The sequence below is a fragment of the Pusillimonas sp. genome, from assembly GCF_029263785.1.
GTDB lineage: Bacteria > Pseudomonadota > Gammaproteobacteria > Burkholderiales > Burkholderiaceae_B > Pusillimonas.
The window spans coordinates 1-13,808 of the sequence record NZ_JAJUFE010000062.1 but is presented as its reverse complement, the minus strand read 5'-3'; the positions used below and the strand labels follow the sequence as shown (position 1 = coordinate 13,808).

Genomic DNA, 13,808 nt, shown 5'->3' with positions numbered 1-13,808 from the left:
CGCCTTCGACAAGGTATTTGGACTGCCCGCCTCTGCCCTGCCCGCGCAATAAGCCAGTTACAGCGAATCATGCACCTGCGCGGTAATTTCGTATGAACGAAGCCGCGCCTTGTGGTCGAACATATTCGACGTAATCATGAGCTCGTCAGCGCCTGTCTTGTCAATAAAGTCCTTGAGCTGGCGCGCCACCGTGTCGGGAGCTCCGATCGCCGCACACGACAACACGTGATCGAGCAGATGCTGCGCCTGTGGACCGATGCTTTCCAGATATCCCTTCACCGGTGGCGGTAACCGAATGGGCCGCCCACTGCGCAGGCTGACAAACGACTGTTGCCACGAAGAAGCCAGGAACTGGGCCTGCTCGTCATCGTCTGCGGCAAACACGTTAAAGCCCAACATGACGTAGGGTTTGTCCAGGTATTGGGACGGACGAAAGGTACTGCGATACACCTGGATGGCCTGCATCATTTGCTGTGGAGCGAAATGTGAAGCAAAGGCGTACGGCAAACCAAGAGCAGCGGCAAGCTGCGCACCGAACAGGCTGGACCCAAGAATCCACACTGGTACGTTCAGGCCGGTGCCAGGCACGGCTCGTACAGGCTGACGCGGTTCGTCCGAAAAATAATCCAGCAGTTCCAGTACGTCCTGAGGGAACTCGTCGGCGCTGGCGGCAAGATTGCGACGCAAGGCCCGGGCCGTCGTCTGATCTGATCCCGGTGCCCTGCCCAGCCCAAGGTCAATTCGGCCGGGATACAGTGACTCGAGCGTCCCGAACTGCTCGGCGATAACCAGTGGTGAGTGGTTTGGAAGCATGATGCCCCCCGCCCCCACGCGGATGGTCGTTGTGCCTCCCGCCACGTAGCCAATCAGCACCGAGGTCGCCGCACTGGCAATGCCGGGCATGCCGTGATGTTCGGCCATCCAGTAACGCTTATAGCCCCAGCGCTCGGCATGCTGGGCGATATCCAGGGTGTGCCGAAAGGATTCCGCAGCGTCGCTTCCTTCGGCAATGGGCGACAGGTCGAGAATGGAAAACGGTATCTTGGTCATTATCTGCAAGTGGGGGCTGAACCGGATAAAACAAGCAGAAATTTTTATGGTATAGTTTCGCTCTTTGGCGCATTAGCTCAGCCGGTTAGAGCGACGGAATCATAATCCGCAGGTCCCCTGTTCGAATCAGGGATGCGCCACCAGAATTCAAGCTGCCCCGGGTCCACAAGGCTCGGGGCAGTTTTTATTTCTAGAAAAACCTAGGATAGAATCGATTGGGGACATCGGCATTGTTTCCTTTAGACAAGTTCTTCGCAAAAACACGTCTAATGAATGTCGGTGTCCCCCGTTAATGATGTAGAGCCAAAACAAGTCTAATGAATGTCGAGCGTCCCCCTTTTATGATGTAGAACCACCAGCGATCGCTCGCTTATTGGCGGCGCGTGGGCACCTTGCTGTCAGCAGGTCTTTCTCACAAATCTTGTGGCGCAAAGATGCGCAGCAGGCTCAAAGAGCCGGCAATAACCCCAGCCTGATCACAAGGCTTAGCCTGATACGATCAGGAAGTCATCTATTCGTTGTAGTGCCTCCATGCCCCCCATGGCAAGACTGACGTGGTTTGCATGACCATAAATCTCTGGTTCGCGGGGGTTGATTCGTATGACAGGCGCCGAATGATTGAAGGCGACTGCGTGGGTGAAATCGCGGGCAGTCGAAACTGCGGTACCTGCGCCAATTTCAATTACCAGCAAGCGCTCGGCATTCTTCAACCAGTGCTCCAGTCTGCGTTGCTGCATTACGCTGCGGTGTGGCAGCCAGTTGTCATCTCCAAACATCAATATGTTGGGCCGTGCCAGGCCTCCACAGTGCGGGCAATGAGGCGGCTCGTTGACCAGAACGCAATGTTTTTCGTCGACCACAGGTGTGAAAGCATCGGCGGACCAGATTTCAGGTGTACACGCGTTCAGGCATTGAAGATGGTGGATCGAACCATGGCATTCAGTGACCAGCTTGCTGTCAAACCCGGCTTTTTGAAATTGACCATCCACGTTGCTGGTGAAAGCCATGTAGCCGTAAGGGCAGTCGTCACCCCACTTTCTGAGAATACCGAAGCCGGCATGTGGCACGGTTTGACGATACAAATTGAGCCGGTGACCGTAGAACCCCCAGGCAATGTCCGGGAACTGACGGAAAGCCCTGGGTGACGCAACTGACATGAAGTCGAGTCCGTTGCGTTCCAGTGCAGGATATTCGCGCCAGAAACCCTGCGTGCCACGAAAGTCGGGAAGCCCCGAATCCACGCCCATGCCTGCACCGGTAACGAGCAACAACATCTCTGCCGTCTGTACGAGCTTGGCCGCTTTCTTTAGCAGCAAGTCTTCAGCATTTTTTCCGATCATCTCTGTTATTCACGACCCAAATCCGTTACAGCCCCATTTCAGTCAACAAGACCTTGCCAGGCAACAAGACCTTGCCAGTCAACAAGACCTTGGCCAGGCATCAAGCCATCGTTCAGGCATCAACCCCTGGTTCCGGCAAAAAGACCAGGCTGAGGCAAGACCTTCGCCGATGGTAATTGATACGGACAATATCAGCGACCCGATACGCGCGTTCATTCGAACTCGCAAACCTGATGCACACCACATTCAGGCACACTGACGATACACTACCGTCTTTGCAGAAAACGATAAGAAAGGAGCGCTATGTCTATTCTCACCACCCACGTCGGCAGCCTTCCCCGAGGCGATGAGCTGGCGAAATTGCTGCTGGCCCAGGATCACGGCGAAGATATCGACACCGAACATTTCGAGCAGGTCGTGCAAGCCGCCATAGATCATGCGGTGCAGAAGCAGGTCGAGGCGGGTGTGGGAATAATGAGCGATGGCGAACTGGGCAAGGTGGGATACGCCACCTACATCACCGAACGGCTCGAAGGGTTTGGCGGACACGTAGATCGTACGCCGGCAAAGGATCTGGCCGATTTCCCCGAATTGCGTAAAAAGCTGAGTGCCATCATGGGCACTCAGGAATTCGTGCGCGCAGCGTGCGTCGGGCCGGTCAAATTGCGTACGCTTGAGCCGTGCCATGCAGACATCCGGCGCTTCAGGTCGGCCATGGAAAAATACGGCCGGGGCGGTCGCGGTTTCATGAATGCCGCCTCACCTGGATTGATCACTGCTTTCCAGCCCAACAAGCACTACCCCACGCACGAAGCATATCTGGCCGACCTGGTCGAGGCAATGCGACCCGAATACGAAGCCATTGTGAACGCAGGCTTTGATCTTCAACTTGATTGCCCCGATCTGGCGATGGCGGCGCACACAGGGTTTCAAAACCTCAGCGAAGAGGAGTTCGTAAAGCGGGCATGGCAAAACGTCGAAGCCCTTAACGCCGCCACACGTAATATCCCGGCCGAGAAGATGCGCATGCATATTTGCTGGGGAAATTATGAAGGGCCGCATCATTGTGACATTGCCCTCGAGAAAGTAATTGACCCGATTCTTGCTGCGCGCCCGTCGGCGATATTGTTTGAAGCCGCCAACCCCCGTCACGAACACGAATGGGAAATCTGGCGCGATGCCAAACTGAGCGATGACAAGATTCTTGCTCCCGGCCTGATAGACAGTTGTTCAAACTACGTCGAGCATCCGGAGCTGATCCGGCAAAGGCTGGAACGCTATCTGTCCTTCATGGGCAAGGACCGGGTTCTGGCAAGCACCGATTGCGGGTTTGGTACGTTTGCCAACTACGGAAAAATTGATCCTGCGGTAACCTGGATGAAACTCGCTGCCTTGCGCGATGGAGCCGATCGCGCTGAACGAGCCATGGCATAGCGGGCCGGGCAAGCCTCTTGCTGGGCGAGCGCTTCGGGTAGCCAGCCGTTTGGTTTCGGCGCACAATCCGCTTACCACCATTTAAAAAGGGCTCTAGGTATGAGGACAGAAGAAATGGTAGGGGCCGACGCACCCCACTTACCGACCAACCTGCGGCGTTCGGTTTCCAATACCCTCAAGGGTTCCGCCGGTAACCTGGTCGAATGGTACGACGTATACGTTTATTCCGTATTTGCAGCTTCATTCGAACACCATTTCTTCAGCCCGGATGATAAAAACGCCGACGTTTACATCTGGGCTATTTTTGCGCTTACGTTTCTCATGCGCCCGGTCGGATCGTGGTTTTTCGGGCGCTATGCCGATCGAAAAGGACGCCGCGCTGCACTGGCGCTGTCAGTGACCATCATGTCGCTATGCTCATTTGCGATTGCCATCACCCCGACACGGCTTTCCATTGGCGAATGGGCAGCCGTCATTTTGATTATCTGCCGGTTGGTCCAGGGGTTTGCCACGGGTGGCGAATATGGCACATCTGCCACCTACCTCAGTGAAGCTGCCGTGCCCAAGCATCGTGGATTTCTGGCATCGTTCCACTATGTCACACTGGTCGGGGGCCACGTTCTTGCGCAGGCACTGTTCCTTGCCTTGCTGCTTGCAACGTCAAAGGAGGCACTTGCCGACTGGGGCTGGCGCCTGGCTTTCCTGATCGGTGGCGTGGGAGCGTTAGTGGTTCTGTGGTTGCGACGCACCATGGATGAATCGCTTAGCGAAGACGCCATCGAAATCGCCAAGAAGACCAAAGACTCGGGTTCGATGGGGGAACTGGTCCGCAATTACTGGAAGGAACTCACGGCCTGCTTCCTGGTCACCATGGGCGGTACCGTAGCCTTCTATGCGTATTCGGTAACCGGCCCTAATATCGTCAAGGCCAGCTTCGCGCAAAGCAGCCCTGTCATGGGTTCGGTCATCACACTCATTGCCCTGACCATACTGATGTTGTTGCAACCGCTCGGTGGCTACATCTCTGACCGAGTGGGCCGTCGTACCTTGCTGGTCTTTTTCGGCATCGGCGGCACGCTGTTCACCTGGGTCATATTTACGGTATTGCCGCAAACCAACAACGCGCTGCTCTCGTTTGCGATTCTTACCGCCGGGTTTGTGATTTTGACGGGTTATACCTCGATCAACGCGGTAGTAAAGGCCGAACTGTTTCCAACACACGTGCGCGCCCTGGGTGTCGGCTTTGGTTATGCCATTGCGAACTCGGCATTCGGCGGGACCGCGCCGGTACTGTATTCGGCCGCACAACATGCCGACAAGGAAACGATGTTCATCGCCTATGTGACGCTGCTTATTATCGGGTCGCTGCTGGTATATCTGTTCCTGCTACGCAATCGTGGGGCCAATTGGCTAGACCATCCTGAAGAAATGCGCAAGCGTAAGGACAGTCCGGGACACCGCGTGTTCCCCATGGGCGTGTAGCCTGCCGGAAGCTTCTCGCCACCCGGCCATTACAACTGCAGTCGCATCGTCAGCTGCGGCTGCAACTTCACCTTCAGCTGCGGCTGCAACTTCAGCTACGCCTGCATCTGCAACTTCAGCTGCGGATGCGGCTATGGCTATGGCTACGGCTGTGGCTGTGGCTATGGCTGGGGCTGGGAATGCGGATGCGGCTGTGGCAGAGGCTGCGGCTGCAGTTGCGGTGGCGGTGGCGGTTGCAACTTCAACTGCGCTTGCCCCTTCGACTGCAACTGCGCCTGCCCCTGCGACTACGGGGTCTGCTTAGACTCGCTGCGACGAGCCACACCCAGTTTGGCAAGGTTATCGATCATGTCCTGGGCAGAAGTCTCGGGCCTGACATCGGTATCGATCTTCATGATCTTGCCATCCTTATCAATATAAAAGGTGTGGCGTCGCGCGTATCCTTTGTCATGAAGCACGCCGTAGGCACGGGCGACCGACTTGCCTTCGTCACTCAGCAACGGAAAATCCGCCCCCGTCTCAGCCGCGAAGCCCTTGGTGTCGAGCAATGGATCGACGCTGGCCATGAAATACGTCACATCAAACTCGCGGATGCGGTGTCCGTTTTCGGCCAGAGATTTGCATTCTATGGTGCAACCATAGGTATACGCTTTGGGGAACCACGCCAGCACGACGGCCTGCTTGCCTTTGTAATCGGAAAGCCGGTACGAGTTTCCGTCAGAAGCCGGAAGGGTGAAGTCGGGTGCCACATCACCAACCTCTAGCGCATGGGCCGGCGTCAGGGTTAGCGCCACACTCAGCGGGGCCAGCCACCGCCCGACAAGAGTCAATTTGGGTAAGGTCATCGAATTCTCCCTGGCGTGGAGTACACCTTGGTCAAGATATCAGTGCGCCGATAAACTGCGCAGATCAGCGTCCAACAGATCGGTCAGCAAGCTCGCGCCATCCTGGTCCACACGAAATTCTCCATACCGCGCTTGCTCGAAATGGCTCGCCCTTCCCTCGGGAAAGAACCAGGCATCGGTAGCCACGTGGACCTGCCTGTCACGCAGGCGGTACTTTAACAATACATCTTCGGACATGGAGTTGTCTTGCCGGCTATCCTCGAGGGCATCTGACGTCTTAATCGACACCAGGCGGTGTATTCCCTTATCGTCGGGACGGAGCAGCAAATAGCCAGAGCCGTAACGCTCGTCCGCCCAATCCCGGGAGTCTGGGGCTTGCTGCAACTGTCGAAGGGCGTCATCGGCCACTGCAAATCTCAAACGCATGTAGTCTCCCTGCATCAGGGAGCGCGGATCAACAGGCGCCAGTTCAAGCACAACGCGCCTGCCATTGCCAAGTATCTGTTCGCGTTCGTAAATACCCAGGTTTGCGCCAACGAGAACAAGCAGCAAACCGCAAGCAAGACCCAACCGCCAACGTACAGCCCGCTGACGGACGGCGGTCGAAGCCGGTTTGGAAGTGGCAGGGTCATATTTTTCGGGCCTCGAAGACGACGCAGGCCCGGAGCCATCTTGGCTGGCAGATCCGCTGGCTACCACCCTGCTGAACATCCATGAACTCAGTATCAGCCACGCCCCGGTGCCTGCCAGAAGCACAGACTTTTGCAGCAAGGTCGTGTCCAATTGGTAGTAAAAACGCGCCAGGCAGGCCAGCAGAGCAAGTGCGCCGAAGCCCATCAGGCTGCGATGGCGCATGGCGAAACCGACGACCATCCATAACAGCGCAAGCGAAACGCCTGGTGCGCCCATCCACCCGACGGATGCAACGGCTAATGCAAGAGGAACGCCAAACCTCAGCACCCCCGGCACTATGGGACGACGCCAAAGCACGGCTGTCAGGGCGACGACCGGCAATGCGGCACATGCCAACCATACAAGCATGACCGAGGGATCCAACCCCATTCCGACCGCCGCAGGACGAGGTGCCGGAACAAACCAAACCATAATTTGTGCCAGAAAGGCCAAGGCCCAGCCCAAAGGTCGCCAGCGCTTACCTGCGATTGCACCGCGGCCGATCAGCAGCGCCAGCACTGCAGCCACGCTTGTCCACCACAGACGCAAATACACGCCCAGAGCCGGTTGGCCATTTCGATCCGGGTCCAGAAGCGGAGTATCCCAACCCTTGTCCGGCCAGGTCATGATCAGGAACACCGCCAGCGCAAAAAACGCAGCGACAAATCGAAATGCCGCATTACTGCCAACGGCGTACAAAATGGCGGCAAACACGAGCAATGCGTAGACGGCAATTGGCGACCCATTGTCGTGCAGCGCAAACAGTGACCCGCCGCCAAGCAAGAGTCCTGCGGTCATCAACACCAGACCAGCTTCCTGCGGCACGTCCGATTTGCCGGCGCGGTAGGCCGCCACACCCGCCAGACTCAGAACGAGGCCGGGTATCCAAAGCGACTCAACGTCAAATTCGAGGGTAATCAACAAAAAGACGATCAGCAGTACCGCCGTCACGCCCATCGCAATAAGACGAAACGCGCTGAAGTACCAAGGGTCGGAATCGATCTGGCGAGCACGCAATAACTGCCCCAGCTTGCGCAGCCCTATTGCCATGGCAACAAACAGCACGAGGACAACCAGCAGGAGCCCTGCTTCGGATCCCGCCCAATACAATAATGGCAGGGTCAAAAGAACAAACGCGGCGATCGCAGCCACAGACACGATAACCATGTCAGCACGCCGGCTCGAATAGATCCAATACATCAGCGCCAGCGCTGCCCAACCTATCAGGGAATAGATGATCGGCCCCGAATGGGAGTCGATCGCCGAAAAGGCTGCCAGCACGAGCCAGATTGCCAACGCCGCTGCCAGCGTCCGCGGGCCGATTCTGCAGACATCAGAAAAGCCGGCAAAAAATCGCTCGTAAATCCACAACAGGCCTGCGTTCAGTGCGGCCACAAGCAAGGCTGACACCGCCCATCCGCCGAAGCCCAGCCATAGCTCCACCCCATGGATATCCAGAAATAACGCCAGTGCCGTATTCAATACCAGCGCAAACAGCAGAGCCAGGGCGACAGTCTGCAGCGCCAGCAGCCAGGGGATCAGCAGGCCGGCCCATGCCAGAAACAACTGCCAGGAATCGGCCCCCGTCTGGTAGATCTGTCCGATCAGGGCGAGTAATGCCCCGCATCCCACGCCGGCCAACGCCGTCAGGTGAGCCGAAACCGAAAAATTGTGATTGCCTGCCGCAACGTATGCACGTGTCTGGCCCGTGAACCAAAGGGCGCCGCCGACAAGAAACACAATCAAGAACTGTGTTCCGGCCAGCTTTTGAAACGCAGATGCGTTCGGCCAGTTGGCAGCCACCCAGCACACGCCTCCACTGGCCACCAGCAGGCAGCCCAAGGCCAGCGCCGCGCGGTTCACCTGCCGCAACCGGCTATCACCGGCTGAAGCTTCGTCTGGAGAGGGTTGTGTCATTTGTGCAGCGCCTGGTTCGGAAAAGACGCCCATTATCGACAGCCTAAACTTTGCGTGCAAGCAGTCGTAAAGACATTATCCGCGGGTGCCAGTAAGCTAGCACTCTTGTTTCGAAAATTAAAAGAACTTAACCACTCTTACGGCACCCTTCTCATTATGCGCAAGAATCTGCCAGTAACAAACGTTGAAACCAAGGTTCGCGATAATCAGTACCTGATCTCAAAAACCGACATGAAGGGCCGGCTGATATACGCCAACCCCGCCTTTATCGAAGTCAGCGGCTTCACGCGAGATGAACTCATCGGTAAGCCGCACAACATCATCCGCCACCCCGACATGCCCCCTGCGGCGTTCGCCGATCTCTGGAAAACGCTCAAGGAAGGCAAGCCCTGGCTGGGCGTTGTAAAAAACCGGCGCAAGGACGGCGGCTTTTACTGGGTGTTGGCCAACGCCTTCCCGGTGATCGAAAACGGTGAAGTCACCTGCTATGCGTCTGTCCGGGTCAAGCCCAGCGAAGAACAGATTCGTGCCGCCGAAAAATTCTATACCGACATCAACGCCGGACGCGCCAAAGGTTACGGCGTAGAACAGGGCCAACGCGTGCGCCGCGGCTGGCGTCGTCTAGCCGATCTGGTCACTCTGCCTTTTGGCAGTGGCTTGCGCGTCAGCGTCATTCGCATGAAGCTGGCTGCCCTGCTTGCCATCGGATCAAGCGCTTATTTTGCAGCGACCGGCGGCATGCCTTCCGAATGGCAATGGTTCGCCTGGCCCATTATCGGCCTGCTGACACTGGGCATGTTCGCGCAAGGCTTCATTCTTACCCGCCACGTACTTCAATCCGTCGATCAGATGGCCGAGACGGCCAGGCAAATTTCTGCGGGCAACCTCGCCACCGACGTCGGCCCGATCAACCACAGCGACGAACTGGGTCGCGTCCTGTTCTATCTGGACATCATGCGCAAGAGCCTGATCAGCATCAGCGACGACGTGCAGATCGGCGTCACCGCCACCGGCCACACCGCCCAGGTGCTCTTCGCCAACAACACTCACCTGTCTGCCCGTACCGAAGACCAGGCATCGTCGCTTCAGGAAACAGCGGCAGCAATGGAAGAGCTCACTGCCACCGTCAAGCAAAACTCCGATAACGCTCACGTTGCCGCCGGCCTGGCCGACGAAAGCATGCGCATAGCAAGTCAGGGTGGCAAGGTGGTTTCCGAGGTTGTCGAAACCATGGACGGCATCCGCGAAAGCTCGCGCAAGATTTCAGACATCGTGACACTTATCGAGGGCATTGCATTCCAGACCAACATCCTGGCGCTCAATGCTGCGGTCGAGTCCGCGCGAGCCGGCGAAGCCGGCAAGAGTTTTGCCGTCGTCGCCGGCGAAGTACGTAACCTGGCCCTCAAAAGCTCCCAGGCGGCCAAAGAGGTCAAAGGCCTTATCGACGAATCGACGCAACGGGTCACGATCGGTTCTGAACAAGCTGCAAGGGCCGGTGCCACCATGCAGGAAATCGTCGATTCGGTACGTCGCGTTACAGACATCATGGGCGAGATTTCTACGGCATCCGTCGAGCAGTCGGCAGGCCTGGAGCAAATAAACCAGGCTATTGGCCAGATGGACGGCGTGACGCAGCAAAACGCCGCGCTGGTACACGATCTTGGCCAGACGGTGCGTACCTTGTCCCTCGAGGCCGAAAACCTCGGAGAGGCCATCGGCGTCCTGAACACAGGCCTCAATAAAGAGGGCCGCCCTGCTTCGCTCGATGGCCGGAAAGGACGCACATCGGCCCGGTCCGAATCCAGGCGGCCTTCGGCGGCGGCCAACGAGCCAACGGCCGCACCCCACGTCGAGCACTCGCGACGTCATGCCATCGGCAACTCGTAGCAGCTGAAGCCTCCGGCCTGACAGGGCCGGGGCCCAACAGCTACAATACCAAGGCCGGCCTAGCGCCGGCCTTCTGCATTAAGCCCCTTCCCTTTACCTGCCGGAGTCTACGGTGAGCGTTTCCATTTTCGACAGTTTCCTGACCACGTCTGAAATCATTGCGGTATTCGATGACGCCGCCATCTTGCAGCAAATGTTGCACTTCGAGGTCGCTCTGGCAAAAGCGCAAGCCCAGGAAGGCATTATTCCCCAAGCAGCCGCCGAAGCCATCGCGCGACACGGCGACATCAGCATGTACGACGTACAGGCCATTATTGTTGCCAGCCGGCGCGCGGGCAGCATGGCCATCCCCTTGGTCAAGGCATTGACCCAAGCCGTAAAAGAGGATGAGCCCAGTGCCGCAACCCATGTCCACTGGGGAAGCACCAGCCAGGACGTCATCGATACCGGCATGGTTCTGGCCACCCGTGAGGCCCTGAAACTGCTTGATGAGTCTTTGCTCGCCCTGAGCACCAGACTGCTCGACCTGGCCGACCAGCACCTGCACACACCGGTATTGGCGCGCACATTGATGCAACCGGCGCAAGTCACCAGTCTGGGCTTCAAATTGGCCGGATGGGCGGCTCCGTTGGTCCGCGCGCGTCGCCAGATACACATTGCCGCCCAAAACGCGTTGCAGTTGCAGTTGGGCGGAGCGGTCGGCACCCTGGCCGTCATGGGCGCCAAAGGCCCTGCAGTGCTGCGGCGCGTCGCCAACGAACTGGGGCTGAAGGCACCCGAGGCCACATGGCATACGCAGCGCGACGAGTGGATGCGCCTGGGAATGGAAGTCGCCATACTGGCCGGCAGCCTGAACAAGCTGGCCACCGACTTCAGCCTCATGGCCCAGGGCGAGATTGCCGAGCTGTCCGAACCCACCGGTGCGGGACGCGGAGGCTCTACCGCCATGCCGCACAAGCGCAACCCTGTTTCGTGCATGACCGCGCTGGCCGCGGCAGGCCGTGTGCCACAGCGCGCCGCAGCCTTGCTTGCCGCCATGGGGCAAGAGCACGAGCGCGGATTAGGCAACTGGCAAGCCGAGCTGGCAGAATGGCCGGGCCTGTTCATCAGTACCCATGGTGCCCTGGCAGCCATGCGCGAGGCCGTTGCCGGCATGCACATCGATTCGGCACGCATGCAGCGTAATATCGATGCACTGCAGGGGCTCGTGTATGCCGAAGCAGTCTCCCTATTCCTGGCAGCCGCCATCGGCAAGCCTGCAGCCCATAAGCTGATGGAAGAGCTGACTCAGAAAGCTGTTGCTGAAAGCCGCCAGCTGGGCGACGTTGTAAGCGAAGCGGTCCAGGCCGACAGCGAGCTCGCGTCGCAGCTGGACCTGAATGCGCTGCAGGCCCTGTTCCAACCGCGCGTCGCCAATGCCAATGCCGCCGAACTTGCCCGTGCCTCAGTCCGAACCCTGCGTCAGGCCCTTGACCAGGTCTCATCCGTTTAAGGTAGGTCCTTTCAACTGCAACTTCCCTCGCCGAGGTTCCTTTAGGCGCTACGTCCCATTTTCGTACCTCGAAAACCCGGCGGATCCGTTTTTCAATTCACCTTTTATCGAGCTATTCACATGAGTACTGATCCCATCAATCACGATCTCGAACGCGGGCTGAAGAACCGCCGTGAAATCCTGGGCGACGCCTGGGTGGATCGTTCGCTTTCGAACGCGAACAACTTTAATGCCGAGTTCCAGCACCTGATCACCCGCTTCGCCTGGAACGAGATCTGGGGCCGTCCCGGACTGGAAAAGAAGACCCGTCGTGCCATGGTCCTGGCCATTACGATGGCCCTGGGCCGCTGGGAAGAGTTCGAGTTGCACGTGCGCGCGGCACTGCAAGGTGGTGCCCCCGAAACCCGGCTGACCGTGGACGAGCTAAAGGAAGTGCTGATTCAAACCGCCATTTACGCGGGTGTCCCTGCCGCCAACACCGGCTTTACACATGCCATGGCCATCCTGCGCGAGATCGGACCCGACATCGGTTATACGCTCGAACCGGCCGACATGACTGCTGCCGCGCATCCCGGAATCGGGCAGGAGCGCGCAACGCGCAGCAAACCCGCCCTGCATTACACACTGCGCAAGGCGCGCAACGGTGCACCGCGTCGAACCATCGTCCTGAGCCACGCTTTGGGCTGTGACCTGAGCATGTGGGATACGCTGGCCAACGAACTGGCAGCCGAAAACGACGTCGTTGCCTACGACCATCGCGGGCACGGTCGATCCGATGCGCCTGCTTCGCTTTACACCATGCAAGAGCTTGCGGAAGACGCCGCTCGATTGGTGCGTGAACTGGATTGCGGACCGGTGGTGTGGATTGGCCTGTCAATGGGCGGCATGGTCGGCCAGGAGCTCGCCATACGTCACCCCGAGCTGGTTTCGGGTCTCGTCATCGCCAACTCCACGTCCGCGTATCCTGATGAAGTTCGTGCCGCCTGGCAACAGCGTATCGAGACGGTCCGATCCAAAGGAATTGAGGCTATCGCCGACGCGGTCATGGAACGCTATTTCCACGCCGATTTCCGCCAGAACCAGGCCGCCGCAGTGGCGTCGTTCCGCAAACGGCTGGTAAGCACCGATGCCGAAGGTTATGTTGGCTGCTGCAATGCCGTGGGCACTGTCGACACGACAGGTCGCCTGCCCCAGGTCAAGGCCCCCACTCTGGTCATTGCAGGAGCTCTGGACCAGGGTGCGCCCGTATCCATGTCCGAGACCATGGCCAAGGCCATTCCCGGGGCGCAGCTGGTCGTTCTGGAAGACGCATCGCATTTGGCTGTAGCCGAACAACCCAAGGCGTTTGAACAGGCAGTCACCCGGTTTCTTGCAGATCTGGGTTAATGCCAACGGCCGCTCCAGCAACCTGGAGCGGCCATTTACGGCGAAAAAATACAGGGCCTTCAAGTATGGATTTCCGGCGAGGCCTCCCAAGCCAGTTGCCAGCAAAATTGGTCCGAGGCTGCCTCTTGCCATCGTTACATGGATGCCACATCGAGGCCACCGCCGCGCGCCTGATATACCGTACCGTACGCCCAGCCAGCGTAGCCCGCCTGCATGGGGGTGAAGCTGCTTGAGCATGTTTGGAATGCAGGACCCCGGAGGAGTTGACGTTGCAGTACCGGGGCATGCCCTTCCTCTGCTGCG

9 protein-coding genes and 1 tRNA gene are annotated in these 13,808 nt (G+C 58.3%); 6 read left to right on the top strand and 4 right to left on the bottom strand.

All coding sequences use genetic code 11. From position 1 onward, the window contains the following. Positions 1 to 57: 57 nt before the first annotated feature. Positions 58 to 1,050: an LLM class flavin-dependent oxidoreductase gene (locus tag Q1J88_RS11595; RefSeq protein ID WP_301117871.1), complete on the bottom strand. Its 993-nt coding sequence runs from the start codon at positions 1,048 to 1,050 to the stop codon at positions 58 to 60. Between the two features lie 66 nt (positions 1,051 to 1,116). Between Q1J88_RS11595 and Q1J88_RS11590 the strand changes: the two genes are divergently transcribed. Continuing rightward, positions 1,117 to 1,193: transfer RNA gene (locus Q1J88_RS11590), tRNA-Met, on the top strand. A gap of 342 nt (positions 1,194 to 1,535) precedes the next feature. On the opposite strand, the gene Q1J88_RS11585 is transcribed toward Q1J88_RS11590, so the two are convergent. Further along, a complete protein-coding gene (locus tag Q1J88_RS11585) occupies positions 1,536 to 2,390 on the bottom strand; it encodes a Sir2 family NAD-dependent protein deacetylase (protein WP_301117870.1) in 855 nt (284 codons plus the stop codon). A gap of 303 nt (positions 2,391 to 2,693) precedes the next feature. Between Q1J88_RS11585 and Q1J88_RS11580 the strand changes: the two genes are divergently transcribed. Then, positions 2,694 to 3,824, top strand: a complete 1,131-nt coding sequence (locus Q1J88_RS11580) for a cobalamin-independent methionine synthase II family protein (RefSeq protein ID WP_301117869.1) — start codon at positions 2,694 to 2,696, stop codon at positions 3,822 to 3,824. 99 nt (positions 3,825 to 3,923) lie between these two features. Beyond that, positions 3,924 to 5,306 (top strand): MFS transporter, encoded by a 1,383-nt coding sequence (locus tag Q1J88_RS11575; protein ID WP_301117868.1) that lies wholly within the window; start codon positions 3,924 to 3,926, stop codon positions 5,304 to 5,306. A gap of 287 nt (positions 5,307 to 5,593) precedes the next feature. Here the strand turns inward: Q1J88_RS11575 and Q1J88_RS11570 are convergent, their stop codons facing one another. Continuing rightward, a complete protein-coding gene (locus Q1J88_RS11570) occupies positions 5,594 to 6,151 on the bottom strand; it encodes a peroxiredoxin (RefSeq protein WP_301117867.1) in 558 nt (185 codons plus the stop codon). Between the two features lie 39 nt (positions 6,152 to 6,190). Then, positions 6,191 to 8,773 (bottom strand): GDYXXLXY domain-containing protein, encoded by a 2,583-nt coding sequence (locus Q1J88_RS11565; RefSeq protein ID WP_366902739.1) that lies wholly within the window; start codon positions 8,771 to 8,773, stop codon positions 6,191 to 6,193. A gap of 123 nt (positions 8,774 to 8,896) precedes the next feature. Between Q1J88_RS11565 and Q1J88_RS11560 the strand changes: the two genes are divergently transcribed. The 3 genes from Q1J88_RS11560 to pcaD all read left to right on the top strand — a co-directional run bounded on the left by Q1J88_RS11560 (position 8,897) and on the right by pcaD (position 13,505). Beyond that, on the top strand, positions 8,897 to 10,627 hold the full coding sequence (locus Q1J88_RS11560) for a PAS domain-containing methyl-accepting chemotaxis protein (RefSeq protein ID WP_301117864.1): 1,731 nt from the start codon (positions 8,897 to 8,899) through the stop codon (positions 10,625 to 10,627). A 112-nt stretch (positions 10,628 to 10,739) separates the two neighbouring features. Continuing rightward, positions 10,740 to 12,119 carry a lyase family protein gene (locus Q1J88_RS11555; protein ID WP_301117862.1) on the top strand — a complete coding sequence of 460 codons (1,380 nt, stop codon included), beginning with the start codon at positions 10,740 to 10,742 and terminating at the stop codon, positions 12,117 to 12,119. A 120-nt stretch (positions 12,120 to 12,239) separates the two neighbouring features. Then, on the top strand, positions 12,240 to 13,505 hold the full coding sequence (pcaD, locus tag Q1J88_RS11550; RefSeq protein ID WP_301117861.1) for a 3-oxoadipate enol-lactonase: 1,266 nt from the start codon (positions 12,240 to 12,242) through the stop codon (positions 13,503 to 13,505). The last annotated feature ends 303 nt before the right edge of the window (positions 13,506 to 13,808 follow it).